Source organism: Nakamurella sp. UYEF19, assembly GCF_040546275.1.
Classification (GTDB): Bacteria; Actinomycetota; Actinomycetes; order Mycobacteriales; family Nakamurellaceae; genus Nakamurella.
In genome coordinates, this window is record NZ_JBEPNO010000002.1 from 545,111 (window position 1) to 570,455 (window position 25,345).

At 67.6% G+C, this 25,345-nt stretch carries 22 protein-coding genes, 1 tRNA gene and 1 other RNA gene; 17 read left to right on the forward strand and 7 right to left on the reverse strand.

Annotation, left to right across the window (positions count from 1 at the left end; translation table 11 throughout):
• The first annotated feature begins 49 nt into the window (after nucleotides 1-49).
• The 7 genes from ABIB25_RS05665 to ssrA all read left to right on the forward strand — a co-directional run bounded on the left by ABIB25_RS05665 (nucleotide 50) and on the right by ssrA (nucleotide 5,893).
• Nucleotides 50-1,027, forward strand: coding sequence for a cytochrome c oxidase assembly protein (locus ABIB25_RS05665; RefSeq protein WP_354527438.1), 978 nt, complete (start codon nucleotides 50-52; stop codon nucleotides 1,025-1,027).
• A 67-nt stretch (nucleotides 1,028-1,094) separates the two neighbouring features.
• Entirely contained in the window at nucleotides 1,095-1,892 is a 798-nt protein-coding gene (locus ABIB25_RS05670; RefSeq protein ID WP_354527439.1) for an inositol monophosphatase family protein, read from the forward strand.
• Nucleotides 1,893-1,967: 75 nt separating this feature from the next.
• A complete protein-coding gene (ftsE, locus tag ABIB25_RS05675) occupies nucleotides 1,968-2,657 on the forward strand; it encodes a cell division ATP-binding protein FtsE (protein WP_354527440.1) in 690 nt (229 codons plus the stop codon).
• Nucleotides 2,658-2,777: 120 nt separating this feature from the next.
• On the forward strand, nucleotides 2,778-3,680 hold the full coding sequence (gene ftsX / locus ABIB25_RS05680) for a permease-like cell division protein FtsX (RefSeq protein WP_354527441.1): 903 nt from the start codon (nucleotides 2,778-2,780) through the stop codon (nucleotides 3,678-3,680).
• Between the two features lie 78 nt (nucleotides 3,681-3,758).
• On the forward strand, nucleotides 3,759-4,271 hold the full coding sequence (gene smpB, locus ABIB25_RS05685; protein ID WP_354527442.1) for an SsrA-binding protein SmpB: 513 nt from the start codon (nucleotides 3,759-3,761) through the stop codon (nucleotides 4,269-4,271).
• A gap of 188 nt (nucleotides 4,272-4,459) precedes the next feature.
• A complete protein-coding gene (locus ABIB25_RS05690; protein ID WP_354527443.1) occupies nucleotides 4,460-5,422 on the forward strand; it encodes a hypothetical protein in 963 nt (320 codons plus the stop codon).
• Between the two features lie 96 nt (nucleotides 5,423-5,518).
• Nucleotides 5,519-5,893: a transfer-messenger RNA gene (ssrA, locus tag ABIB25_RS05695) on the forward strand.
• Nucleotides 5,894-5,953: 60 nt separating this feature from the next.
• Here the strand turns inward: ssrA and ABIB25_RS05700 are convergent.
• The 4 genes from ABIB25_RS05700 to ABIB25_RS05715 all read right to left on the reverse strand — a co-directional run bounded on the left by ABIB25_RS05700 (nucleotide 5,954) and on the right by ABIB25_RS05715 (nucleotide 9,917).
• The gene (locus ABIB25_RS05700) at nucleotides 5,954-6,796 is read right to left on the reverse strand and encodes an ATP-grasp domain-containing protein (protein ID WP_354527444.1); all 843 of its coding nucleotides are present in this window, start codon (nucleotides 6,794-6,796) and stop codon (nucleotides 5,954-5,956) included.
• Nucleotides 6,797-6,846: 50 nt separating this feature from the next.
• Nucleotides 6,847-7,920: a tetratricopeptide repeat protein gene (locus ABIB25_RS05705; RefSeq protein ID WP_354527445.1), complete on the reverse strand. Its 1,074-nt coding sequence runs from the start codon at nucleotides 7,918-7,920 to the stop codon at nucleotides 6,847-6,849.
• Between the two features lie 97 nt (nucleotides 7,921-8,017).
• Complete coding sequence (locus tag ABIB25_RS05710) at nucleotides 8,018-8,617, reverse strand: DUF1003 domain-containing protein (RefSeq protein ID WP_354527446.1); 600 nt, start codon at nucleotides 8,615-8,617, stop codon at nucleotides 8,018-8,020.
• Nucleotides 8,610-9,917 carry a magnesium transporter MgtE N-terminal domain-containing protein gene (locus ABIB25_RS05715; RefSeq protein WP_354527447.1) on the reverse strand — a complete coding sequence of 436 codons (1,308 nt, stop codon included), beginning with the start codon at nucleotides 9,915-9,917 and terminating at the stop codon, nucleotides 8,610-8,612. Before ABIB25_RS05715 ends, ABIB25_RS05710 begins: the two co-directional genes overlap by 8 nt.
• 245 nt (nucleotides 9,918-10,162) lie before the next feature.
• On the opposite strand from ABIB25_RS05715, the gene ABIB25_RS05720 reads away from it, so the two are divergent.
• The 10 genes from ABIB25_RS05720 to ABIB25_RS05765 all read left to right on the forward strand — a co-directional run bounded on the left by ABIB25_RS05720 (nucleotide 10,163) and on the right by ABIB25_RS05765 (nucleotide 21,287).
• A complete protein-coding gene (locus ABIB25_RS05720; protein WP_354527448.1) occupies nucleotides 10,163-11,227 on the forward strand; it encodes an FKBP-type peptidyl-prolyl cis-trans isomerase in 1,065 nt (354 codons plus the stop codon).
• 121 nt (nucleotides 11,228-11,348) lie between these two features.
• Nucleotides 11,349-12,614 carry an inorganic phosphate transporter gene (locus ABIB25_RS05725; RefSeq protein ID WP_354527449.1) on the forward strand — a complete coding sequence of 422 codons (1,266 nt, stop codon included), beginning with the start codon at nucleotides 11,349-11,351 and terminating at the stop codon, nucleotides 12,612-12,614.
• Between the two features lie 14 nt (nucleotides 12,615-12,628).
• On the forward strand, nucleotides 12,629-12,895 hold the full coding sequence (locus ABIB25_RS05730; protein WP_354527450.1) for a hypothetical protein: 267 nt from the start codon (nucleotides 12,629-12,631) through the stop codon (nucleotides 12,893-12,895).
• Complete coding sequence (locus ABIB25_RS05735) at nucleotides 12,895-13,536, forward strand: DUF3349 domain-containing protein (protein WP_354527451.1); 642 nt, start codon at nucleotides 12,895-12,897, stop codon at nucleotides 13,534-13,536. The genes ABIB25_RS05730 and ABIB25_RS05735 overlap by 1 nt, the downstream gene beginning before the upstream one ends.
• 348 nt (nucleotides 13,537-13,884) lie before the next feature.
• Nucleotides 13,885-14,589, forward strand: a complete 705-nt coding sequence (locus tag ABIB25_RS05740; RefSeq protein ID WP_354527452.1) for a DsbA family protein — start codon at nucleotides 13,885-13,887, stop codon at nucleotides 14,587-14,589.
• Nucleotides 14,590-15,103: 514 nt separating this feature from the next.
• A tRNA-Ala gene (locus tag ABIB25_RS05745) sits at nucleotides 15,104-15,176 on the forward strand.
• A gap of 238 nt (nucleotides 15,177-15,414) precedes the next feature.
• Nucleotides 15,415-17,175, forward strand: a complete 1,761-nt coding sequence (locus ABIB25_RS05750) for a gamma-glutamyltransferase family protein (protein WP_354527559.1) — start codon at nucleotides 15,415-15,417, stop codon at nucleotides 17,173-17,175.
• A 235-nt stretch (nucleotides 17,176-17,410) separates the two neighbouring features.
• Nucleotides 17,411-19,147, forward strand: a complete 1,737-nt coding sequence (gene ctaD / locus ABIB25_RS05755) for an aa3-type cytochrome oxidase subunit I (RefSeq protein WP_354527453.1) — start codon at nucleotides 17,411-17,413, stop codon at nucleotides 19,145-19,147.
• A 130-nt stretch (nucleotides 19,148-19,277) separates the two neighbouring features.
• Nucleotides 19,278-20,480, forward strand: a complete 1,203-nt coding sequence (serB, locus tag ABIB25_RS05760; RefSeq protein WP_354527454.1) for a phosphoserine phosphatase SerB — start codon at nucleotides 19,278-19,280, stop codon at nucleotides 20,478-20,480.
• Between the two features lie 27 nt (nucleotides 20,481-20,507).
• Entirely contained in the window at nucleotides 20,508-21,287 is a 780-nt protein-coding gene (locus ABIB25_RS05765) for a peptidyl-tRNA hydrolase (RefSeq protein ID WP_354527455.1), read from the forward strand.
• Nucleotides 21,288-21,372: 85 nt separating this feature from the next.
• Here ABIB25_RS05765 and ABIB25_RS05770 read toward each other — a convergent pair whose 3' ends face one another.
• The 3 genes from ABIB25_RS05770 to ABIB25_RS05780 are packed head-to-tail and all read right to left on the reverse strand — an operon-like array spanning nucleotide 21,373 to nucleotide 25,301.
• Nucleotides 21,373-23,304 carry an alpha-amylase family protein gene (locus tag ABIB25_RS05770; protein ID WP_354527456.1) on the reverse strand — a complete coding sequence of 644 codons (1,932 nt, stop codon included), beginning with the start codon at nucleotides 23,302-23,304 and terminating at the stop codon, nucleotides 21,373-21,375.
• A 52-nt stretch (nucleotides 23,305-23,356) separates the two neighbouring features.
• The gene (locus ABIB25_RS05775; protein WP_354527457.1) at nucleotides 23,357-23,953 is read right to left on the reverse strand and encodes an isochorismatase family protein; all 597 of its coding nucleotides are present in this window, start codon (nucleotides 23,951-23,953) and stop codon (nucleotides 23,357-23,359) included.
• A gap of 55 nt (nucleotides 23,954-24,008) precedes the next feature.
• Complete coding sequence (locus ABIB25_RS05780) at nucleotides 24,009-25,301, reverse strand: nicotinate phosphoribosyltransferase (protein WP_354527458.1); 1,293 nt, start codon at nucleotides 25,299-25,301, stop codon at nucleotides 24,009-24,011.
• Between the last annotated feature and the right edge of the window lie 44 nt (nucleotides 25,302-25,345).

Sequence of the window (25,345 nt, forward strand, 5' to 3'; positions counted from 1 at the left end):
TTTGGCGAGGTGGTGAGCGCCGCGAACGAACAGGGGGACCATGGGCTTCGTGCCTTCCGCCCCGACCGCCGCCCCGACCGGGCTGAGCGTGCTCACCGAGTGGCGTCCGGACTACGTCATGATCGCCGTCGCCGCGCTCCTGTCCTTCGGGTACCTCCGGACCAGATCCGCCGCCCGACGTCAGGACTTGGCCTGGCCCGTCCACCGCGATGTCGTGTTCTGGATCGGCGTCGCCTCGGTGGTGTGGACCACCAACGGTTTCCCGCAGGCCCGCGGTTCCCAGTTGATGTGGGTGTGGATGAGTCAGGAGTTGTTGCTCTTGCTGATCGTCCCGATCGTGGTCATGTCCGCCCAGCCGCTCTCCTTGGTCACCGCGGTCCATGGTCCGGACAACCTGGCGGCCCGGTTGCTGCGGACGAAGGCGCTGCGGTTCCTCGGCAGTCCCCTGGTCAGCCCGGTGCTGGTGCCGGTGCTCTGCATGCTGCTGATCTTCGGCGGGCTCGGGCAGTTCGCCGTCAGTTCGGTCTGGGCGGGTGGCCTGGTCCACCTCATCCTGTTGCTGGCCGGCACCCTGGTCGCCCTCCCGCTGGTGAACATGGACGACCAGCGGACGTCACTCGCGGTCGGGCTGTCGCTGGCCGTCGGGTTCGTCGAGTTGATCCTCGACGCCTTCCCCGGGATCGCCCTTCGCTTCCAGACCCACATGACGCTCGTCCACTTCGCCGTGAACCGCCCGGCCTTCTCGCCGGTGCCGATCGATGACCAGCACATTGCCGGCGGCATCCTCTGGGTGGTCGCCGAGATCCTCGACCTGCCGTTCCTGATCCTGGCTGCCACCCGCTGGATCAAGGCCGACGCCCGTGATGCCGCCCGCATCGATGCTGAACTGGATGCGCGCCAGCACTGGTCCGCCGACGGGGAGCAGGCAGAACAGCCGGTGGTCGAACGGCCCTGGTGGCTGGACGACCCCACCATGTCCGACCGTTTTCAGCAGCAACAGAAACCCCCGTTGCGTCCTGCAGACTGATCGCTATAGCGATCGCTCTGCAGGACGTCCGGGGGATTCCGAGCGCGTCCGCTAGCGTCTGGAGACCATGAGCGCTACGCATGCCGACGACCTGTCCCTCGCCCTCCGGCTGGCCGATGCGGCCGATGTGATCAGCCTCGAGCGTTTCGGTTCGGCCGATCTGGAGGTCACCGCGAAGCCGGATCTGACGCCCGTGTCCGACGCCGACCTCGCCGTCGAGACGGCGATCCGGGGGATCCTGGCCGCGGAGCGCCCGGCGGACGTCGTCATCGGCGAGGAGTTCGGCGGTGTGGAGAAGGGCCTTTCGGACGGTCGGCGCTGGGTGGTCGATCCGATCGACGGCACGAAGAACTACGTGAGGGGCGTCCCGGTCTGGGCCACGCTGATCGCCCTGTTCGACGGTCCTGACGTGGTGGTCGGGGTCGTCTCGGCCCCCGCGATGAGCCGCCGCTGGTGGGCAGGTACCGGCGGGGGAGCGTTCACCCAATTCGCCGGTGGGGCCGTGAAACCCTGCCGGGTCTCGGGTGTCGGCGAGATCTCCGATGCCTCGCTCACCTACGCTGAACTGGGCGAATGGTACGACGACGGACGCGGCCCGCAGTTCGTCGAGCTGCTGTCCGACTGCTGGCGGACCCGAGGTTACGGTGACTTCCTGCCCTACGTGTTGGTCGCGGAGGGGGCTGCGGACATCGCCTGCGAACCGGAGCTCAGCCTCTGGGACATGGCCGCGCTGGTGCCGGTCGTCCGGGAGGCCGGTGGCCGGTTCACCGACGTCGACGGGGCCGAGTTCGGGCAGTCGACAGTCAGCGCACTGGCCACCAACGGACTGCTGCACGAGCGTGTGAAAGACCGTCTGGCGCGCTGAAGGCGAGCTGGAAGTCGTTGCCCGCCACGGCGAGGTCACACGAAGATAACGGCTTCCGGAAGTAGAGTCACAGACGTGATCCACCTGTCTCATGTCTCGAAGAGCTACAAAACTTCCACGCGCCCCGCTCTGGAAGACGTCACGATCGACGTCGACAAGGGTGAGTTCGTCTTCGTCATCGGTCCGTCGGGCTCGGGGAAGTCGACCTTCCTGCGGCTGGTGCTCCGCGAGGACACGCCGACCAGCGGGCAGATCGAGGTGGCCGGCAAGGACCTGGTGAAGCTGCGCCGTTCGAAGGTGCCGGCGCACCGCCGACGGCTCGGCTGCGTGTTCCAGGACTTCCGTCTGCTGACGAACAAGACCGTCGAGCAGAACGTCGGGTTTGCCCTCGAGGTGATCGGGCGCCCCCGTGCGGCGATCAAGAAGATCGTCCCCGAGGTGCTCGAACTCGTCGGGTTGGAGGGCAAGTCGCGGCGTCTGCCGCACGAGCTCTCCGGCGGTGAGCAGCAGCGGGTCGCCATCGCCCGGGCGTTCGTAAACCGTCCGCTTCTGCTGTTGGCGGACGAACCGACCGGCAACCTCGATCCGGACACCAGCGCCGACATCATGCTGTTGTTGGAGCGGATCAACCGCACCGGCACCACGGTGCTGATGGCCACCCACGACAACAACATCGTCGATTCCATGCGTCGGCGCGTCATCGAACTGCAGTTGGGCAAGGTCGTCCGGGACGAGTCCCGCGGCGTCTACGGAGTCGGCCGCTGAGTCGGCCCGCCGCGAGATAGCTGTACCGACAGGCACTACCGAACTGCAGTACCGACCAAACGAATCTGTGCGCGGTGGCCGTGGTCATCAGCTGATGACCAACAGGTGTGAGAGGAACAAATGCGAGCCGGATATGTATTCAGCGAGGTCCTGACGGGGCTGCGCCGGAACATCACCATGACCATCGCGATGATCTTGACCACCGCGATCTCGCTGGGCCTGCTCGGTGGCGGACTGATCGTCGCCCGTCTGACCCAGGCCACGCAGGTGCTCTACGGCGACAAGGTCGAGGTCATCATCTACCTGACCACCGACCAGTCGAGCAAGGATCCGGACTGCCGCGACGCCGTCTGCCAGGCCATCCAGACCGCTCTGCAGAAGAACGCCGAGGTCGAGCTCTCCACCTACCAGACGCAGGCGGATGCGTTCAACGAGTACAAGACGCGGTTCGCCGGCCAGCCCGAGATGCTCGCCATCGTGCAGCAGGACGCGTTGCCGGCCTCTTTCCACGTGAAGTTGCAGGACCCCCAGCGGTTCAAGGTGATCGCGCAGGAGTTCACCGGTCTGCCCGGGGTCGAGCAGGTGAACGACCAGAGCGACTTCCTCAACAAGCTGTTCGGGCTGCTCAACAGCGTCCGGAACATCGCGATCATCGTGGCGTTGATCCAGGCGTTCGCGGCGTTGCTGCTGATCTCCAACATGGTGCAGATCGCGGCGTACACCAGACGCACGGAGACAGCGATCATGAGGCTGGTCGGAGCGTCCCGATGGCGGACCCAGCTCCCGTTCATGATCGAGGCGGTGGTGGCCGGCGTCATCGGAGCCGTGTTGTCCATCGGACTGCTCATCGTCGCGAAGGTGACCTTCGTCGACAAACTCCTCGGCTCGGTGATCAACTCCGGGGTGCTCGCGCCGCTGAGCGCTGCCGACCTGGTTGCGGTGTCGCCGTGGTTGCTGCTGACGGGCGCCGGGCTCGCCGCGGTGTCTGCCTACGTGACCCTGCGGTTGTACGTCCGGATCTAGCTGCACTCCCACGGCTGTCCGGTGTCGCGATTTAGTCGCGTGCCACCGCCCGCTGCAGGCGGCTAACCTTGACTGGTCATGGCAACAGAGAAGAAGAAGGCCGATCGAGCCACCGAAGCCCGCAACATGGGCCGGTCGCTCATCGCATCCAACCGCAAAGCGCGACACGACTACGCGATCATCGACACCTACGAGGCCGGGATCTCCCTCACGGGCACGGAGGTGAAGTCGCTGCGAGCAGGTCGGGCGTCGCTGATCGACGGGTTCGCCACCGTCTCCGACGACGAAGTGTGGCTCCGCAACGTCCACATCGCCGAGTACGCCGAGGGCACGTGGACGAACCACGCGCCGCGGCGGGCCCGCAAGCTGCTGCTGCACCGATCCGAGATCGACAAGCTGATGCAGAAGCTCCGCGAAGGCGGTGTCGCACTGATCCCGCTGTCGATGTATTTCTCCGGCGGCAAGGTGAAGGTCGAGATCGCTCTCGGCCGCGGCAAGAAGGAGTACGACAAGCGGCAGACCCTCGCCAAGCGCGACTCCGACCGCGAGCTCGCCAAGTACGCCGGCCGCCGCGCCAAGGGCATGACCTGACCCTCGCCCCCGTACTCGGCGCATACAGTTCTGCCCGGCGCATACGTTTCGGCCCATTTCGTCGCCAAAACACGGCTTTTCGGTCCATTCGGTATGTGCGGCCGGATGCGGGCGCGCCCGGTGGTAGTGCAGGCACCACAACACGGGCTGACGTGCAACGAAAGCACCCCCGCACCCGTCTGACGGGCATGAACATCTTGATCCGAACGTTTGCGCACGGGCTTGCAACAGCCACGATGGTCGGCGTCCTTGCATTGGCAAGCGCTTGTGGCTCGACCGGCGGGATCGCCACGACGGCCCCGTCGACCACCTCGGACCTGCCCACGTCCGGCGGCACGTCGACTCGAACCAGCATCCCGAGCGGCAGCACGGTCACCGACGGTCCCATCTCGACGACGCCGATCTCCACCGATGCCGGCCCGCCGACATGCCAGGAAACACCGAACAAGCTCACGACGCCGACTCGCGAGCCGATGATCACCGTCACCCAGGGCGCCAACTCCTGGATCGCCAACCGGGCCACCGAGCCGCTCGCCCTGGCGGTCTACCTCGACGGGAGCGGCCTCGCGTCGCAGGGGATCGGGGAGGCCACCAAACCCCTCGCGGAGATGCGACTCGGCTACGTTCCATCCTGCGTGCTGGTCTGGGCGAAGTCCGAACTCCAGCAGTTGGCGATCCTGGACATGGGCGATCCGACCATCACCGATCAGGGGACGACCACTGTCACCTATCAGCCGGAAGGCCGCCCGCCGCTGACGATCTCGGCCTACGCCCTCGGTATCGGGGATCAGTATGTGACGTCAGGAAAGGAAAACCGCGCACGACTGACGGCGCTGATCGCCGCCCTGAGCAAGCCCTTTGCGAACGCGGCCCCCTGGACGCCGACGCGGTTGAAGATCGTCGCCGTCACCCCGACCGTTGCATCTGAGGGGGCGGCCCTGGTCTGGCCGGGCAAAGTGTCGCTCCAGGAGGTGCTGGTCCGCACACTGGGCAGCAATCGGTGCGGGGAGGTGAACGGGGACGACGCGGTAGCGGTCCTCGAGACTCTCGGACAGCGGAACGTCTACTCGCGCTGGACCGACGCGGGCACAGTCTTCGGCCTGAGTATCGGCGCCCTGGTCCCTGGCCAGCCAGCCTGCACCGCGGACTGAAAGACGCGGATGAGTCACCGGGGTATGGCAGCGACACCGAGCCGCCGGACCAGGTAAGCTGACGTTGCTTGTCTCCCCGGGATTGCTTTCGGGCATGGGGGTGATTGGTCTCGACAGCGGCTGTCGAGTGAGGTGAAGCGGGCCGAGGAAGGCAACGATGATCTCGTTAACCATCCGTTGCAAAAAAATCAAGCGCCGACAACAGTCAGCGCGAGTTCGCCCTCGCCGCCTGAGCGAGTAGCGACTCCGTCAGTCCGGGTGTTCCTCCGACCCGGATACTGGCGCCGTTAAGGAGGATTACTTCACGGTCCGGTCGCGGGATCATGTGAAGGACATCAAACAGCGACTGGGCCTGTCACACCAGCACGTTTGCATGACTGGTGGGGCCAAGTAGAGACAACGCAGGCTGCGCCCGGAGAAGCCCTCACAACACAACGTTGGACGCGGGTTCGATTCCCGCCACCTCCACAGTGATGTGGTCCGCAGCGAAGGCCCTACCCGATCTGGGTGGGGCCTTCGGTGTGTCCGCGACTACACCAGTCCGGCCAGGACGGCGGCGAAACGGGCGGCGGAGCCGGGGGCGCGGTGCAGGAAGAGCTCGGGCTCGATCAGCTCCAGCTCCATCACCAATGGCTGATCCGCCGGGCCCACCAGGTCGATCCGTGCGTAGCTCAGCGCCTCCGCGCCGCCGGGGACCGCGGCCAGTGCGGCGTCGGCCACCGCCAGCTCGGCCGGCGAGGCAATGTGGGACGCGATGACGCCGCCGTATCGCTCCTGCACACGGAAGTCCCCGGCGGCCGGGGTCTTCACCACCGCGTGCGAGTGGGCGCCGCCGAGCCAGATCAGCGACCGCTCACCTGCACTGACGTCCGGCTGAAAAGGCTGCACCAGCGCGTCTTTCGTCGTCAGGATGCCGGCGAGATATTCGGCCGCCTCGGGCGAGCGGGACAGGAATCGCCCCACACCGAACCCACCGGCCGAGACGGTGGGTTTGATGATGATCTCCGGCGTGCCGAAGTCCGGTAGTGCCGATGCCGGCTCGAAGTCGGCCGCGACCACGACCACCGTGGGAACCACCGGCACACCCGCGTCGGCCAGCAGCGCCAGGTACCCCTTGTGGTAATTCCACCGGACGACGTCGAGCGGATTGGACAGGTGGGCCAGCCCGCCGAGGACCGAGAGGAACTCCTCGAGTCGCGTCGTGTAGTCCCAGGTCGTCCGGATGACGGCCAGATCGCCCGGCGGGAGCGACGTCGAGGACCAGGCCACGATCTCCGAATGCACTCCGAGCTCGGCGAGTGCGTCAGCCACCAACGCCGTTTCGAAGTCGTCGTGGGGCAGTGTCTCAGCGGTCAGCAGCAGGATCTTCGGCACGAGCGATCATGCTGCCACGTGACGGGCAGGCGGCCAGCGGGCCGGCGGTGCTATCGCGACCGCCGGACGACGGCACGACCGATGGCGCCCACGGTCATCGTCAGCAGGGTGGCGCCGATCGCGCCGGGATACAGGCCGGCGGGGCCACCGGCGGCCAGCATCACCACGCAGACGACGGCAGCGATCAACAACAGATAGGTGAGCACCGCGCTGACGGACCGTGCGGACAGGCGTACCCAACGGCCGAGAAGGTGTCGCCGGTTCCGGATGCCCCGGCCCCAGAGGACGGCTGTGCAGACGACCGCCAGCGCGGCAGCCACGCGTAGTGCGACGGAGGCCGACGCGGCCAGGTCGGCAGGTGCCTCCGGGTCGTAGCCTCTCCGGCTGGACTCGACCACCAGGGCGATCGCGCCGCCGTTCAGCAGCAGTGCGAACAGGGCGAGTGCAGCGAGCATGGCAGCCCGGATGAGCGACGATGCGAGCAGCCTGACGGTCATTCGATCGCCCGGCGAGTCACGCAACACCACGCTGAATCCTTCGGCCGCGGCCGCCGGCTGGAATCCCTCGAGGTCGACGGCGGCCAACGACCGCCTGACGCTCGTGTCCACCGGCGCCAGCTTCCGGGCCCGGACGGCGGCCTGCCGGCTGCCGATCACCCGGCCCTGCCAGCCCAACACCCTGGCGAGCAGTACGTGGGACAGCGGGTCGTTCGGAGCGAGTTGGACGGTGCGACGGGCATGCAGCAGAGCCCGGATCTCACCTGCCAGCCCGAGCCGCAGCGCAGCCCTTGCCGCCAGCTGATGTGTCCCTGGGTCATCCGGATGTCGCCGCACCAGGTTGACGGCGATCGCGTCCGCCTCCCTGGTCCGGCCCGCCCCCAGCAGAGCGTCGGCCAGCACCAACATGACCGTGTCGTCGTCAGGGACGAGGCGGGCAGCCCGTCGGGCAATCTCGACGGCTTCCACATTTTCGCCGAGCAGTCGGTGCGCCATGCAGGCCTGGGTCAGCGCGGCGGGGGAGTCCGGATGCTGGCCGAGCCAGCCGGCCAGGATGACCAGCGCCTCCCGCGGTCGGCCGGATTCCAGCAGGAGACCGGCTCGCGTCCGAACCGCTTCCTCGTCCATGTCAGCTCAGCACCATGTCAGCTCAGCACCATGTCAGCTCAGCACCATGTCAGCTCAGCACCATGTCAGCTCAGCACCATGTGAGCTCAGCACCAAGTCAGCTCACGAGATCGGGGTCGCTGCTCGACCGCTCGTTGTGCTGTCGTTCGCGCTCGCTGTTCGGTGCGCCGGTCGGAGAGCTCTTGGCTTTGCCGGAAGGCTTGTCCCGCTTGGGTTTCGGCGGTGTCAACCCGTCCAGATCCACTCGTAGGCGCTCGAGCTCACCGCGGAGGTAGTCGCGGGTGGCGATCTCACCGATGGCGATGCGCAGCGCCGCGAGTTCCCTTGCCAGGTACTCGGTGTCGGCCTTGGTCTGGGACGCGCGGGCACGGTCCTCGTCGAGCGAGATCCGGTCCCGGTCGTCCTGACGGTTCTGCGCGAGCAGGATCAGCGGCGCGGCGTAGGCGGCCTGCGTGGAGAAGGCCAGATTCAGCAGGATGAAGGGGTACTTGTCCCAGATGCCGTTGACGCCTGCGACGACGTTGGCCGAGATCCAGATGATGACCAGCAACGTCTGCCAGAACAGGAACTTTCCCGTTCCCAGAAGTCGGGCCAGGCGCTCGGAGAACCGGCCGAACGCTTCCGGATCGATGTCGAAGGCGAATCGCCGATTGCTGCGCGGTTGATCGAGTCGACGACCAGTACGAGTTTCAGGCACGGCCCGCTCCCTTCAGTCGTGCGGAGGTACGCGATCGGGCGGGCATGTCACCCAGACCCAGTTCACGCCAGTTGTCCGGCAGCAGGTGGTCGAGGACGTCGTCCACGGTGACGGCCCCGAGCAGATGCTCCTCGTCGTCCACGACCGGAGCGCACACCAGGTTGTACGCCGCGAAGAAGCGGGTGACCTCGGCCAGACTCGCATCCGCCGACATCCGCGCCATCTCCTTGTCGATGTGCCCGGCCACCAGGTCGAACGGCGGCTCCCGCAGCAACCGCTGCAGATGGACGGACCCGATGTACCGCCCCGTCGGGGTGGCCTGCGGCGGTCGGCAGACGAAGACCATCGACGCGAGCGCGGGCGTCAGGTCGGGGGAGCGGACGCGGGCGAGGGCCTCGGCGATGGTGGCGTCCGGGGTGAGCACGATCGGCTCCGGCGTCATCAGGCCGCCGGCGGTGTCGAAGGAGTACTGCAGCAGCCGGCGCACCGGTGCCGACTCCTCCGGCTCCATCAGCTCGAGCAAGCGCTCCTGCATGCCGGACGGCAGCTCGGCCAGGAGGTCCGCGGCGTCGTCCGGATCCATCGCCTCGAGGATGTCGGCCGCCCGGGCCTCGTCCAGGTGCGCCAGCAGATCCTTCTGGTCCTCCTCGGGCAACTCCTCGATGACGTCGGCCAGCCGATCGTCGTCGAGAGCGTCGGCGACCTCGTAACGACGGGCCAGCGGCAGATCGCGCAGCACGGTCGCAGCGTCGGCCGCGCGGATACCCTCGAACGAGGCCAGCAGTTGTTGCGTGCCAAGGGTTGTGTTGTCCGACAGGTCGGTCAGGTCGGTGCCGCGGACGTCCGTCCAGGCCAAGACCTGGACCGGGGAACGGCGCGTGAGCAACCCGGTACGCTCGCGCAGCGCCAGCCGGGTCACCACCCAGTCGCGGGTCCTCGTGCGTTCCATTGCCGCATCGACGACGGTGGCTGCCGAGGCGGTCGTCGCGACCCGCACCTTCTTGTCGATCAACTGCGAGATCACCAGCACCTCGGTGCGTCGCTGCTCGAACCGGCGAAGACTCACCGAACCGGTGGACAGGGCGATCGCATGGGACTCCAGCGAGGTGACCCGCAACATCGGGACGAAGATCGGGCGTCTGGTCGGCAGTTCGACGACGATACCGAGTACCCGCGGGGGTTTTCGGTCGAGCCGCAGCGCCGCGACGATGTCCTTGACCTTGCCGATGGATTCGCCGCCGGGGCCGAACACGGGAAGCCCGGCCAGCTGGGCGACGAAGACGCGCGGGGTACCTGCCACGTCCTCAGAGTAGGGCCACCGGGCACTCATCCGGACCTGCGGGCACAGCGGCCCACCGGCGTGGTGAGCGCCACCGCCCTGTGCGTCGGCCGGCACATTCACAACGGGTGAACAGCTGGATTGCGTAGGGTGTCCAAGCCGGCCCGGAATCGGGGAGTCCTTCGACGGGCGACCCTGACCACGGACGGACACGCCGTGTCGAGTGATCGACAGCGTTGAACCACGTCAAACAAAAGGGATTCTCCATGCGCATCCGGGCCGTCTTCGCCGCCCTCCCGCTCCTCGTCCTCGCAGCCTGTGGAGCGTCGTCCACCGCCGCGAGCACCTCGGGCACCGCTACCGCAGCGTCGGGAGCGGCGTCGAGCGTCGCCAGTTCGTCGGGCGCCGCAGCGTCCGGGACCCCGGCGGCGAACTTGGGCCCGGCTGTTCCCGCGGCCACCGTGGTGGCGCCTGCTGTCGCGGCGGCGGCCTTGCCGACGGCGACCGGGAAGTTCGGCGATAAGCCGGCTCTCACCTACCCGAAGACCACTCCGCCGCCCAGCCTGCAGCGCACGATCCTGACCGAGGGCACCGGTGCGACCACGGTCAAGGGCGACTACCTGGTCACCAACTACCTGGGCCAGATCTGGAACGGCAAGGTCTTCGACAACTCGTACGACCGCAAGGCCACCAGCACCTTCCAGATCGGCGAGGGCAAGGTCGTCCCGGGCTGGGACGTCGCGCTGGTCGGGGTCAAGGTCGGCTCACGTGTACTGCTGAGCCTGCCGCCGGCCGACGGGTACGGATCCGCGGGCAGTAGCTCGGCCGGCATCAAAGGCACCGACACCATCGTCTTCGTCGTCGATGTGGTGTCCCGGATCGCACTCACCACCACCGGCCAGGCCGACGCGGTCGTCCAGCCCGCCCCGAAGGGCGTTCCCACCGTGACCGGCGCCCCGGGCAAGGAACCGAAGATCACCATCCCGAAGGGTCTGGTCGAGCCGACCACCAACAGCGTCTACCTGCTGGCCAAGGGCACCGGCGCGAAGCTGAAGGCCGGTGGTGTCCTCGCTCAGCTGGTCGTCACCGACTGGACCCAGACCCAGACGCAGTCCACCTGGCCGAAGACCGGCGCGGCGGCCGCTACCGCCAATCCCGCGAGCACCGGCCTGCAGCAGATCACCGTTGACGCCACCGGCGCTCTCAAGGGCCTCGTCGGCATTCCGATCGGCAGCCGGGTACTGGTGCTCATCGCCGCCTCCACCAACCAGTCGACCGGGCAGCAGCAGGCAGGCGCCGTCGCCGTGGTGGACGTCGTCGCCCAGGCCTGACGAAATAGTTCCTTCGCCCGGGTGAACAACAGATGACCCTTGGCCGAACATTGGCTCTGAACAGGTAAAACGGGCTTTGGTCGGTTGGACATGGTGTCCCGGCCCCATGATGATTCGCCTCATGACAGAGCTCATCATCTTGGTGCTGGTCGTCGGGACCGCACTCGCGTTTGATTTCACCAACGGTTTCCACGACACCGGAAACGCCATGGCCACCTCCATCGCCACCGGCGCCCTCAGGCCGAAGGTTGCGGTGGCCCTGTCGGGAGTGCTGAACCTGGTCGGCGCGTTCCTCTCCGTCGAGGTGGCGAAGACCGTCGCCAAGGTGGTCAAGATCCAGTACACGAAGGACGTGAAGGACGCCGCCGGCAAGGTCATCCACCATGCCGGCGAGCCGCTCCCGTTCTTCAACGCCGCCGGTGGGCACCACCTGCTGATCACGATCGTCTTCGCAGGCCTGGTCGGGGGCATCATCTGGAACCTGGCGACCTGGCTGCTGGGCCTGCCGTCCAGCTCCTCCCACGCTCTCTTCGGCGGCCTGATCGGCGCGGCCGTCGCCGGCCTCGGCTTCTCCAGCGGCGTCGACTGGACGCTGGTGCTCTCCAGCATCGTGATCCCGGCGATCCTGTCGCCGATCGTCGCCCTGATCATCGCCGCGGTGGGTACCTGGCTGGTGTTCCGCATCACCAACCGCACCCCGGAGAAGGCCCGCGAGAAGGGTTTTCGGTGGGGGCAGATCGGCTCTGCATCCTTGGTTTCGCTGGCCCACGGCACCGGTGACGCGCAGAAGACGATGGGCGTCATCTTCCTGGCGCTGGTCGCCCACGGCTCGCTCGACGAGAGTGGCGACATCCCGATCTGGGTCAAGATCTCCTGTGCCGTCGCCATCGCCCTGGGTACCTACATCGGTGGCTGGCGGGTGATCCGCACCCTGGGCAAGGGTCTGGTCGAGATCTCGTCCCCGCAGGGCATGGCGGCCGAATCCGCCTCTGCCGCCGTCATTCTCACGTCCTCGCACCTCGGACTTGCGCTATCCACCACCCACGTCGCCACCGGGTCGATCCTGGGGACGGGCGTCGGCAAGAAGAGCGCCAAGGTCCGTTGGAACGTGGCCGGACGGATGGCCGCCGGCTGGCTGATCACCCTGCCGATCGCCGCCATCGTCGGCGCGATCTGCTGGTACATCGCTGATCTGCTCAAGGGGCCGGCCGACGGGCTGATCGGCATCCTGGTGGTCTTCGCCATCCTGGTCGTCGTCGCGTCGATGATCTACCTGAAGTCCCGCAAGGCTCCGGTGCACGCCGACAACGTCAACGCCGAGTGGGACGACTCCGCCGTAGCGCCTCAGTCCGATCCGACTGCCGACCGCACCTCCGCCTCGGTCTGAGAGGGCCCAACACCATGTCGACAATCCTCACGTCCATCAGCCCCATCTGGAAGGTCCTGCTCGTCGGCCTCGTGCTCGGCGCCGGCCTGCCCGCCCTCTTCGCCTTCGGGATCCGCGCCTCGGCCGGAACCGTCGGACCTGACGGCACCACCGCCGCACCCGAACCGGCCGGGCGCGCCATCGCGGCCGTCTCCTTCGTCGTCGTGGCGTTGGTGGTCGTCGCCGCCATCGTGGTGCTGGCCTCCACGAAGGCCTTCCTGGCGAAGTTCGGTCTGTCCTGATGGCCGCGGACGTCTCGGCAGAAAAGGGCGGCTTGATTTCCTCCGTCCTCCACTGGCTGCGCAAGGGCTACCCGGAAGGTGTGCCGCCGAAGGACTACTTCCCCCTGATCGCGTTGCTCCGCAGGCGACTCGATGATGCCGAACTGGATCAGATCGTCGAGTACCTGACGAGCAACGGCGGGGTGACTGCCGATCGGGCCGACGTGATGGCCGCGATCGAGAAGGTCGCCAACGAGGATCCGACCGACGAGGACGTGGCGCTGGTCGCCGCACGCCTCGCCGCCGCAGGATGGCCGCTCGCCGGAGCATTGGACCGTTCGCCTTCGGTCCAGGTCAAGACCTCGATGGAACGGCCGGCGCTGTTGACGTCGATCCTGGGCTGGCTCCGCGCGGGGTATCCGCAGGGGGTGCCGGCGAAGGACTACATCCCGCTGCTCGCCCTGCTCCGGCGTCGTCTCAGCGACGACGAAACGGTCTGGATCGCGCGGGAGATCGTCGAATCGGGACACGCACCGGTGGGGGCCTCCGACATCGGGGTGCTCATCACGAAGGTCACCGACGAGATGCCGTCCGAGTCGGACATCAACCGCGTCCGCGAACATCTGGAAGCGGCCGGCTGGCCCGTCCTGCCGGGCGCCTGACCACTCCGAGGCATGCACCTGACCTCTCGGACGCGAGCCACCGGCCAGCCCGGCCACAAGTTTTCCTCATCTGCGGGCTCTACCCTCGGGGCGATCGGTCGCCGGACAGGCGTGACGTCGACGAGTAGGAGTTCAGTGGCAAAGGGAAATGCCGGCAAGGGTCCCGAGGACGGGTCGGGGAAGCCTGACGCGTCGGGGAAGCCTGACGGGCTGGGGAACCCTGCCCGGTCGGGGAAACCTGAGCGCGTCCGAAAGCCGGTTGTCGACCGACGGATCCAACCGGCCCCCGGTACCCGGCAGAGCGTGGCCGCGGCCCGGCAGACCAACGCCAGGTCGAACCGCACTCAGATGTACATCGGAATCGTTGCGGTGACGCTGATCGCGGTCGTCGTGATCATCGGACTGGTGCTGAACAAGAAGGCCAATGCGTCGCCGGTCACCGACCATCCGACCTCGGTGAACTCCACCTCGAGTGCGGCGGGTGGGATCGTCACGGTCAACGGGGGCGGCGGGTCGCCCCCGGCCCTCGTGCTGGACCTGTACGAGGACGGACTGTGCCCGGCGTGCCAGGCCTTCGAGGCTCAGTACGGGCAGCAGATCATGAAGGCCGTCGACGAGGGCAAGCTGACCGTGCACTACCACTTCCTCAACTTCTTGAACAAGGCCTCCTCGTCAGGTGACTACTCGACCAGGGCCGCTGCGGCCCTGCAGTGCGTGGCGGCCACCCCGGCCGCGGCCTCCACCGGGCTGTTCCTCAATTTCCACAAGACGATGTTCACCTCTGGCATCCAACCGGCGGAGAACGGCTCGGCGGACCTGTCCAACGTGCAGATCGCGGACATCGCGACGAAAGCCGGAGCGCCGGCGTCGGCCGCCACCTGCATCAAGTCCGGCGCGAACATCGAACAGGCCAAGACGACGGCCGAGGCGGGGCTGGCCTCGCTCACCAAGGCCACCCCCGCCGGCCAGGCCGTGGCGACGCCGGCCGTGGTCAGGGACGGTGCGCTGCTCAACCTCAACACCACGGACTGGCTGACCAACCTCCTTGCCTGAGTGCCCGGGTCTCGGTGGTGGGTGCCCGGCCTCGGCGGTGGGTGCCCGGGTCTGACGACGGTGAGCGCCCGGGCCCGGGTTCGCTGGGGTGAGTGCCCGGGTTCGGCTGTGGTGGGTGTGCGGGTCTGGCGGCGGTGACCACGACAGGCTCATCTCGTTCCCTGACAGCTGGTCACGCGTTCGACCCCAGCCCCTCACGGCCCGTCGTTGCCCGCCTCGCTCGCTCCTACCAGCCCCCGCCCGGCATTGCGCGAGTTGCGCGGGAGCCACGCGACCACACTCGCGCAAACTGTGCGAGTAGCGGAGAGCATAAATCGGACTATTTGGACACAACCGGGACTTATGCTCTCCGCTTGATGCTGTCGGACGGGGCGAGCCTGGCCTGTCGCGAACGACACGCCGAGGCTGCGACCGGTAGCAGAGGGACGGCGGCCAGTCTCTGCGTGAATGCGAATGCTGCCAAGCGATTAGGAGCTGCTGGGCCCCTCTTGATAGTGTTGTCGAGCGGCTTCACGGGGCTGTGGCGCAGCTGGTAGCGCACCACACTGGCAGTGTGGGGGTCAGGGGTTCGAGTCCCCTCAGCTCCACCGTGAGCGGGGCCCGCAGGTCGAGGAATTCGACCTGCGGGCCCTTTCTGCTTCGTCCGGAACGACGCCTTCTGCTTCGTCCGGAACGACGCCTTCTGCTTCGTCCGGAATGACGCTTGTGCTTCGTCCGGAACGACGCCTTCTGCTTCGTCCGGAGGGTTGCTTCTGCATCGCCGCGAGGCACGCGCATAGGTTGGGCGTCGTGAATACCCGACCAGAGATCCGCGGCACCTTCGGCATGGTGGCCACCACCCACTACCTCGCGACGGCGGTGGGCATGGCGGTGCTGGAATCCGGCGGCAACGCGGTGGACGCCGCGGTAGCCGCCGGCTTCACCCTGCAGGTGGCCGAGCCGCACCTCAACGGACCCGGCGGGGACATGACGCTCCTGGTGGCCGGCCCCAACGGACCGCCGGACGTCCTCTGCGGGCAAGGCCCTGCACCAGCCGCCGCGAAGGCCGATCACTACACCGATCTGGGCCTCGACCTGGTGCCCGGCTCCGGTCATCTGGCTGCGGCGATCCCCGGTTCGACGGCGGCCTGGCTGACCTTGCTGCGCGACCGCGGGACGAAGCAGCTGGACGAGCTGCTCGGCTACGCCATCGGGTACGCCGAACGCGGGGTCCCGGTGATGCCGTCGATCAGCCGGACCATCGCCGGAGTCGCCGACCTGTTCCGCGACGACTGGACCAGCTCCGCCGCGGTCTACCTGCCGGGCGGCGACGTCCCGGTGGCCGGCAGCATCCTGGCCAACCCGACGCTTGCCGCCACCTACCGCCGGCTCCTCGCCGCCGGCGGGGGAGCGGGCACCCGGGAAGCGAAGATCGATGCGGCGCTCGCGGAATGGTCGGGCGGGTTCGTGGCCGGAGCGATCGACGAGTTCGCCCGGGAGCCCCGCCGGGATTCGTCCGGCGAGCGGCACGCCGGGGTGATCACCGGCGCGGACCTGGCCGGCTGGACACCGTCCTACGAGACGCCGGTCTCCGCTTCGTTCGGCGACTGGACCGTCTACAAGTCTGCCGCCTGGGGTCAGGGCCCTGTTCTGCTGCAACAGCTTCGACTGCTGGAAGAGCTGGGCATCCGGCCAGGGCCGAGTGTCACGGACCCGACCGAGCTGGCCCACCTGGTGATCGAGGCGACCAAGCTGTCCTTCGCCGACCGCGAGGCCTGGTACGGCGACTCGCAGGAGGTGCCGGTCGTCGAGCTGCTGTCGGACGGGTACACGACGGCCCGCGCGGCCTTGATCGGCGCGACCGCTTCGATGGACCTGCGGCCGGGCAGCCCGGACGGCCGGACCCCGCGGCTCGCGCGGGCGATCGGTCGGGTGATCGGTGTGGAAGGTGCGGCGGACATCGAGGTCCAGGCCGGCATCGGCGAGCCGACGGTCGCCCGTGACGGCAGCACCCGCGGTGACACCTGTCACATCGACGTGGTCGATCGGTGGGGAGGTTCGGTTGCTGCCACCCCCAGTGGCGGCTGGCTGCAGTCCTCGCCCGTCATCCCGAAGTTGGGATTCGGTCTCGGCACCAGGCTCCAGATGATGGCACTGGAACCGGGTCTGCCGAGTTCGCTCGTCCCGGGCCGCCGCCCCCGCACCACCCTGTCGCCCTCGATGGCCGGCCGGAACGGTGCCGTGGAGCTGGCGTTCGGGACCCCCGGCGGCGATCAGCAGGACCAGTGGCAGCTCGGCTTCCTGCTGCGGCTACTGGTGGGTCCGCCGCAGCTGGACGTCCAGCAGGCGATCGACGGTCCCTCGATGCACAGCACCCATTTCCCGAGCTCCTTCTATCCGCGGGAGAGCTACCCAGGTCAGGTGGTGATGGAGGATCGATGCTCGGCCGAGGTGATCTCCGGGTTGGAACGCCGCGGGCACGGTGTTCTCGTCTCGGGCGGCTGGACGCTCGGCCGGGTGTGTGCGGTGGGGCGTGATCCGCGCTCCGGGTGGCTGCGGGCCGGGGCCGATCCACGCGGCACCCAGGCGTACGCGGCCGGTCGCTGAGGTCCGTCAGGTGTTTCCCGACGCACCGCCGGATCCGTTAGAACGGGTGGTCCGGCGGGAACGCGCGCCGAAGGGCGAGCCATGTGCGTCGTCAGGACGAATTGCGTAGCTGTTTTCCATCGACTTCGACCGCCCGGCATCGTCTTCTACGCTTTGTCGGACTAAGCTCGTAGAGGTCGCCGTCCTGCCATCCTGGGCTGCGATGCCAGTGCGCCGAACTGCTGGAGGACCGCCCGTGACAGCCGTAGCCCCACGCCCCGTAGTGACCCGGGCGTACCCGGTGAACAAACTCCGACCCGGAGTTGCCCTACTGGGATATCTGAAGACCACGGACCCGAAGACGCTCGGCAAGATGTACATCTGCACGGCGTTCTTCTTCTTCATGGTCGGCGGTGTGATGGCCCTGATCATGCGGGCCGAACTCGCTCGTCCCGGCATGCAGTTCCTGTCGAACGAGCAGTACAACCAGCTGTTCACAATGCATGGAACGATCATGCTGCTGTTCTATGCGACGGCCATCGTGTTCGGCTTTGCAAACTTCGTGCTTCCGCTGCAGATCGGTGCACCGGACGTCGCGTTCCCGCGGCTGAACTCCTTCTCCTACTGGCTGTACCTGTTCGGTTCGACCATCGCGGTGTCCGGGTTCTTCACCCCGGGTGGCGCTGCGGCCTTCGGTTGGACCGCCTACACCCCGCTGTCGAACTCGGTGAACTCCCCGGGTGCCGGTGGCGACCTGTGGATCATGGGCCTGGCCGTCTCCGGCCTCGGCACCATCCTCGGTGGCGTCAACATGATCACCACGGTGGTCTGCCTGCGCGCCCCCGGCATGACGATGTGGCGGCTGCCCATCTTCACCTGGAACATCCTGGTCACCTCGATCCTGATCCTGATCGCGTTCCCGGTCCTCACTGCGGCGTTGTTCGGATTGGCGGCCGATAGACACTTCGGCTCCCATGTCTTCGACCCGGCCAACGGCGGGGCGATCCTGTTCCAGCATCTGTTCTGGTTCTTCGGGCATCCGGAGGTCTACATCATCGCGTTGCCGTTCTTCGGCATCGTCTCCGAGGTGTTCCCTGTCTTCTCCCGAAAACCCCTGTTCGGCTATCGAGGGTTGATCTATGCCACTTTGTCGATCGCCGCGCTGTCGGTGGCGGTCTGGGCGCACCACATGTTCGCGACCGGAGCCGTGCTGCTCCCGTTCTTCTCGTTCATGACGTTCCTCATCGCGGTACCGACCGGACTGAAGTTCTTCAACTGGATCGGCACTATGTGGAAGGGACAGATCACCTTCGAGACACCCATGCTCTTCGCCTGCGGGTTCCTGGTCACCTTCCTGTTCGGTGGTCTGACGGGCGTCATCCTCGCCTCGCCGGCACTGGACTTCCACGTCTCCGACTCGTACTTCGTGGTGGCCCACTTCCACTACGTGCTGTTCGGCACCATCGTGTTCGCCACCTTTGCGGGCATCTACTTCTGGTTCCCGAAGATGACCGGGCGGTTCCTGGACGAAGGTCTCGGGAAGTTCCACTTCTGGACGACCTTCTTCGGCTTCCACCTGACGTTCCTGGTCCAGCACTGGCTGGGCAACATGGGCATGCCGCGTCGGTACCCGGACTACCTGCCGTCGGATGGCTTCACCACGCTGAACACCATCTCCACCATCGGTGCCTTCATCCTCGGTGCGTCGACCCTGCCGTTCATCTGGAACGTCTTCCGGTCGCTGCGCTATGGCGAGGTCACGACGGCGGACGACCCGTGGGGCTACGGCAACTCGCTCGAGTGGGCCACCAGCTCCCCGCCGCCACGGCACAACTTCACGTCGTTGCCACGGATCCGGTCCGAGCGTCCCGCATTCGAGCTGCACCACCCGCACATGATCGAGCGGATGCGGACGGAAGCCCACCCGAACCGCAACTGGGAACCGCTGCAGGAACTCGAGTCCAGCGAGCACCTCAGCATCCCGAAGAGCTGATCCCCACCTCTTCCGCCCGAGGCCCGCGCCGCGCACTGCGTAGCGCGGGCTTCGTGCTGTCTATGCTCGGCGAGCCCACTCCCGTTCTCTCGGTGCCTGTATCGAGGCTTGGATCGAAGGATCACATCTGATGGCCTCCGTGCTGATCACCGTCAGCGGACCCGACAAACCGGGTGTGACCGGCGTGTTGTTCGCCGCACTCTCGGCCCATCGCGTCGACATCCTCGACGTGGACCAGGTGGTGATCCGCGGCGCGCTCACCCTGGGCGTGCTGGTGGCCACCCCCGGTGATCCGGAGTCGCTGCAGGAGCACGTCGAGCAGGCCATGCACTCACTGCGGATGACGGTCGACGTCTCGATCGACCGCGTCGGCGACACCGATCGACGCAAGGCCACGCACACGGTCGTGGTGCTGGGGCGGCCGTTGCAGGCCAAGGCGATCGGCGCGCTCGCCCGGACGTTCGGCGAGGTCGGTGTCAACATCGAGACCATCACCCGCATCGCCGACTACCCGGTGACCGGGCTCGAGTTGTCCGTCACCGCCGCCGACGACGATCAACTACGAGCTGTGGTCGCTACCGTTGCATCAAAGGCGGGCGTCGACATCGCCGTCCAGCGGGCCGGTCTCGCACGCCGGGCGAAGCGGCTGATCGTGTTCGACGTCGACTCCACCCTGATCACCGGTGAGGTCATCGAGATGCTCGCCGACCACACCGGCACGCGGGATCGGGTCGAGGAGATCACGGCCGCGGCCATGCGTGGTGAGCTGGATTTCGCAGCCTCTCTGCGCGAGAGGGTGGCCATGCTGGCCGGTCTCGATGCTGCCGTGCTCGACGAGGTGGGTCGGTCGCTGGAACTGACTCCTGGCGCCCGGACGACGATCCGCACCTTGAAGCGCCTCGGCTACAAGTGCGGGATCGTTTCCGGCGGATTCACCCAGGTAGCACGGCATCTCGTCGACGAGCTGGAGCTCGACTTCGTGGCCGCCAACACCCTGGAGGTGGTCGGCGGGCGGCTGACCGGACGGGTCGAGGGCGAGATCGTCGACCGGGCCGGCAAGGCCAGGGCATTGGCGCGCTTCGCGGCAGAGTCCGGGGTGCCGCTGGACCAGACGGTAGCCGTGGGAGACGGAGCGAACGACATCGACATGCTGACGACGGCGGGGCTGGGGATCGCGTTCAACGCCAAGCCGATCGTCGCGGACGCCGCCGACACCGCCCTGAACCAGCCGTTCCTGGACCCGGTGCTGTTCATCCTCGGCATCACCCGCGAGGAGGTCGAAGAGGCCGATGCCTCCGACGGCCGCGACGCCGGCCGCGTACCCCTTGCCTGACGCCGGCGCGGACCGGGAGTATTCGGAGTGACCGGAGAAGTGCTGGCGCCGCTGCGGGCGCGGTACGCCTATTGGCTCGGGCTCGACCGGGACGAGGTGCTCCTGGACCGAGACGAGGCCGCCGAGGACATCAGGGCCCTGCAGCTGATCCTGCGGATGGAACGCGATGAGCCGCCGTCGTGGCACACGGCCCTCGCCCTGGCAGCCACCGCCAGTGCCGCAGTGTGTCTCGACCCTCGCGCCGAGCCCGAGGGCGAGTGGTACGAGGCGGTCCGTGACTACTGCGCGGGACACATCCGCAAGGTCACCCGGCGGGCAAGGGGAGCTCAGTGGGAGGCGACCGCTGATCTGCCGGGCGTCACCTTCGCGGAGGGGATCACCCAGGTCAGGGCTCTGGTGCCTGGCAGGGTGCGGGAACTCGACAAGCGGGTGAGCAAATTGCAGGTCGGCGGCACTGACGTGGAGCCCGATCTGCCGGTCGGGCAGCCCGCCGGCATCTGCCTCGAGATCTGGCTGCCGCCAGAGCCGGTGATGACCCTCGGGAAGGCCATGGCCCAGACCGGTCACGCCGGGATGATCGCCGCAGCTCTGCTGGCGATGGACCAGGATCGGCTGGAACGTTGGGCGTCGAACGGTCTTTCCGCCTCGGTCCGCAGGGCCACCTCGGCCCAGTGGGCCGATCTGATCGGCGCCGTCGCGGAGGACGGGTCGGCCTGGACGGGGCAACACCTGCTCGCGGTCCGGGACGCGGGCTTCACCGAGGTCGCTCCCGGTACGGTCACCGTCATCGCCCGGGCCGACTGGTAGCAGGCGCGCTGAATGGTCGGCTCCTCGCCGGACCGGTTCGGTCCAACCACCACCGGATCGGTGGCCACGGCCGAACGCTGACCTCTCAGTCGGCGACGATCCACAGAGCGGAATACGGTGCGAGCCAGAGGTTCCCGTCCTCGCCGGGATACACGTGCTGCCCGGAGATGCGATCGGTACCGCCGCGGAGTCCGAGCTCGTCGAGCCTTGATCCCGGCCATGGACGCCACCCATCGGTCACGTTGAAGAGCTCGAGCAGCGGACCGAGCGGGTGTCGACGCAGCACCGGCAGGATGCCAGGGTCGGCGAGCGCCGGGATCTCGGCTGCCACCGAGGCGTGCAGGTGCGGCAGGTGGGCACGCCTGCCGATGAGGTTCGTCAGCACTCCGAACATCCGTCCGGTGACGGTCTCGTCCTCACCGCGGAGAGATGCTATGTCCCAGGGCATCCGCGGCCGGTGGGCCCAGCGGTTGTCGGGTTCGTGTCCCGGTTCCAGCGCCCACTGCGGATCGTTGGTCAGGGCAAGTTCATCGCCCATCCAGACGACCGGTATCCCGCCCCAGCCCAGCACCATGGCGTACGCCACGAAGAGCCGGCCGATCACCGGGTCGACAGCACTGGCATCACCCGATTCCAGCGCTGATTCCAGACCGGCGAGGCTGGCGGCCATTCCGCTGATCCGGCGATCCCCGGTCTCCGGGTTGTACTGGAATACCAGGCCTCTGGCCGGTGAGCCCGGGAACGCTCCGGAGTAGTAGTCGGACAGGAACGAGCGGTGCCCCGGGCCGGACACACCGACCGCGGCGGCGTCGGCATCGTCGATGGCCCAGCCGATGTCGTCGTGGCAGCGCAGGTAGGTCACCCACGCGGTACTCGCCGGCGCCGGGGGCAGAGCGCGCAGGGCATGGGCGGCGAGCCGGACGTCACGCGCCGCCAGCATCGACCAGATCTGCACCATGAGCGTGTTGTGGTAAGCGATGTCGCTGACCTTGCCGTAGTGAGCGCCCTGACCAAGGTAGTGCACCAGATCGTTCGGGCCGACGATTGCCTCGGCCTTGAAACTTACTGCGGGGCAAGCGATCCGGGCCACCGCCCGGAGCGCCTGGGTGATCGAGTGCACCTCCGGCTGATTCTGCGAGTTGGTCCCCAGCCGCTTGAACATGAAGGCAATGGCGTCGAGCCGGAGTACCTGGACGCCGGTGTTGGCCAGGAACAGCACGATGTCGGCGTACTCGTGGAAAACATCCGGATTGGTCCACCGCACGTCCCACTGCCAGGAGTTGAAGGTGGTCCAGACCCAGGCGCGCAGCTCGTCGTCATATGTGAAGTTGCCCGGCGCGAAGGCCGGGAACACCTCGGGGAGAGTGCGCTCGTAGGCGTCGGGCATCTCGCGATCGCCGAACGCATAGAAGTACTCCTGGTATTTTCGATCGCCGGCGCGCGCCTTCTGGGCCCATGCATGTTCCCGCGCCACGTGATTCAGTACCAGGTCGAGCACCAGGCTGATGCCCTGGTGGCGGAGTGCGGTGGCGAGCTCGGTGAGATCGGCGACGGTGCCGAGATCATCGCGGACGGTGCGGTAGTCGGCCACGGCATAACCGCCGTCGCTGTCACCCGGACGCGGGCGCAGCAGCGGCATCAGATGCAGGTAGGTGACGCCGAGCTCCTCCAGGTAGGGGATCTTCTCCTGGACGCCCTTCAAGGTGCCGCCGAACCGGTCGGCGTAGGCCGCGTACCCCAGCATCTCCGGCGACTGGAACCAGTCCGGGTTCACGGTGCGCTCGGCGTCCAGCCGGCGCAGTTCCGGGTCCCGCTCGGCGAACGCACGCGCCGTGAGCCGGGCGAGCCGGTCTTCCAGCGCGGTGACCTCGTCGGGGGAGTAGATCGCACCCAGACCGTCGATCAGGTCCGGCCACCACCGGTCGAGCCGGATGGCGAATGTCTCCCGCAGGTGTTCGGGCTGCCCGATCAGTTCTTCGTCGACGATGGCGTGGACACGTTCGGGAGCGCAGCGCATCGGGACATTCTTTCGTAGGCGAACTGGACGAGCGAACCGGGGCGGTGCCCCGTCAGGCAGTGACGAGGACGCCGGCCGCCTTCATCGCCGCGACGGCGGCCTCGGTGTCGCCGGGCTGCAGCTCCACGAAACGGGTGAAGGACAGCGGCACGGTGGTGCGGTAGCCCAGCGACACACCGTCGATGGCCGTCGCCTTGACGCACCAGTCACCGGCCAGACCGACGACGGTGATCGCCATGATGCCGTTCTCGTCCAGGATCGTGGACAGCTCGGTACCGGTGGTGGCCCCGGTTTCCAGGTTCAGCACGGAGAACCCGGAGTAGCTGTCCTCGGGGCCGGAGCCCTTCTTCACGATCGGTCCGCCCACCGGGAGCCCGGGTACCAGCGCCGCCCCGGGTGTGTCGATCACGCAGTGAACGGGCCACAGCCCGCCGTCGATCTGGAAGTGCGGCGTGTGCTCGGGGTGCCAGTCCTGGGTGTAGACGACCAACCCGCCGGCGGCCAGCGTGCCCTCGATCTGCTCGACGATGCCCGGCAGGATCTCCTCGCCTCCACTGACGTACAGCGAGCCGGTCGGGTCGGCGAAGTCGTGCTGCATGTCGACGACCACCAGGGCGGTGGTCGCGTCGAAGGTGGTCGGTGCGGTCATCAGAAACTCCGTCAGGTCGTCTCGGGGTATGGCAGTTCTCGAGGTTCGAGCACGGTCAGTGCAGGCTGGGGTCCAGGATCGTGGTCGGAATCGCCGGATCGCCCTTGGAAAGTTTCAGGCCCTCCCACGGCAGGCTGACCAGCGCACCGGCAAGAAGTCGGCGTGCGTCGGCCAGCGTGGCGGGCCCGTCGACCCGCTTGCCCGCACGCATCAGCGAAACCTGCAGGGCGATGTCACCGGGCTCGGCCTCTGGGGCCGGCCCGGAGAGCTGGTAGATCAGTTCCTCGGTCGCGGTTCCCGTGGAGCGGTGTCGGCGCAGTGCACCCTTGGCGCCTCCATTGGACTGCTTGTTCTCGCTGCGCTTGGCAACCGGCCGGCCGTCGACCTCGACCATCTTGTAGACCATGCCGGCTGTCGGGGCACCGGACCCGGTGACCAACGAGGTGCCGACGCCGTAGACGTCCACCGGCTCGGCACGGAGCGAGGCGATCGCGTACTCGTCCAGGTCGCCCGAGAGCACCACCTTGGTCTTGGTCGCGCCGAGAGCATCCAGCTGGTCGCGGGCCGCCCGTGCGAGCACCCCGAGATCACCCGAGTCGATCCGCACGGCGCCCAGTTCCGTCCCGACCACCTCGATCGCGGTGGCGATGCCCTTGGTGATGTCGTAGGTGTCGACCAGCAGGGTGGTGCCCACCCCGAGAGCGGCGACCTGGGCGGCGAAGGCGGCGGCCTCGGTGTCGTGCAGCAAAGTGAAGGCGTGCGCGGCGGTACCGGTGGTCGGGATGCCGAACCGTTGGCCCGCAGCGAGATTGGACGTCGCGGCGAAACCGGCGATGTAGGCGGACCGGGCGGCGGCGACGGCCGCCTCCTCGTGCGTCCGCCGCGATCCCATCTCGATCAAGGTCCGGCCCGCGGCGGCTGACGCCATCCGGGAAGCGGCCGAGGCGATGGCGCAGTCGTGGTTGAGAATCGACAGCACGACGGTTTCCAGGATCACCGCGGAGGCGAAGCTGCCGGTGACCGAAAGGACCGGGGAGTTGGGGAAGTACAGCTGACCCTCGGGGTAGCCGTCGATGTCACCGTCGAACGTCCAGGACGCGAGGTGTTCCAGTGTTCGCTGGTCCAGGATCGGGGAGAGGTGCGCGATGGCAGCGTCGTCGAACCGGAAGTCGGCGACCGCCTCCAACACCCGCTCGGTACCGGCCACCACTCCGTAGCGCCGACCATTGGGCAATCGCCGGGCGAAGACCTCGAACGTGCAGCGTCGGTTCGCACTTCCGTCGGCGATCGCCGCCTGCAGCATCGTCAGCTCGTACTGGTCGGTCAGCAAGGCAGTAGTCGCGCTCATGCCTGAACCCTAGTGGGGCCGATTGTGCCGCTGTGCAGCTTCTC

Coding starts and splice junctions, on each gene's coding strand:
- ABIB25_RS05730 (WP_354527450.1), top strand. CDS start 12,629: ATGTCGACAATCCTCACGTCCATCAGCCCCATCTGGAAGGTCCTGCTC.
- ABIB25_RS05725 (WP_354527449.1), top strand. CDS start 11,349: ATGACAGAGCTCATCATCTTGGTGCTGGTCGTCGGGACCGCACTCGCG.
- ABIB25_RS05775 (WP_354527457.1), bottom strand. CDS start 23,953: ATGACCGCACCGACCACCTTCGACGCGACCACCGCCCTGGTGGTCGTC.
- ABIB25_RS05690 (WP_354527443.1), top strand. CDS start 4,460: ATGAACATCTTGATCCGAACGTTTGCGCACGGGCTTGCAACAGCCACG.
- smpB (WP_354527442.1), top strand. CDS start 3,759: ATGGCAACAGAGAAGAAGAAGGCCGATCGAGCCACCGAAGCCCGCAAC.
- ABIB25_RS05740 (WP_354527452.1), top strand. CDS start 13,885: ATGTACATCGGAATCGTTGCGGTGACGCTGATCGCGGTCGTCGTGATC.
- ABIB25_RS05735 (WP_354527451.1), top strand. CDS start 12,895: ATGGCCGCGGACGTCTCGGCAGAAAAGGGCGGCTTGATTTCCTCCGTC.
- ABIB25_RS05770 (WP_354527456.1), bottom strand. CDS start 23,304: ATGCGCTGCGCTCCCGAACGTGTCCACGCCATCGTCGACGAAGAACTG.
- ABIB25_RS05780 (WP_354527458.1), bottom strand. CDS start 25,301: ATGAGCGCGACTACTGCCTTGCTGACCGACCAGTACGAGCTGACGATG.
- ABIB25_RS05670 (WP_354527439.1), top strand. CDS start 1,095: ATGAGCGCTACGCATGCCGACGACCTGTCCCTCGCCCTCCGGCTGGCC.
- ABIB25_RS05720 (WP_354527448.1), top strand. CDS start 10,163: ATGCGCATCCGGGCCGTCTTCGCCGCCCTCCCGCTCCTCGTCCTCGCA.
- serB (WP_354527454.1), top strand. CDS start 19,278: ATGGCCTCCGTGCTGATCACCGTCAGCGGACCCGACAAACCGGGTGTG.
- ABIB25_RS05750 (WP_354527559.1), top strand. CDS start 15,415: ATGGTGGCCACCACCCACTACCTCGCGACGGCGGTGGGCATGGCGGTG.
- ABIB25_RS05705 (WP_354527445.1), bottom strand. CDS start 7,920: ATGGACGAGGAAGCGGTTCGGACGCGAGCCGGTCTCCTGCTGGAATCC.
- ftsX (WP_354527441.1), top strand. CDS start 2,778: ATGCGAGCCGGATATGTATTCAGCGAGGTCCTGACGGGGCTGCGCCGG.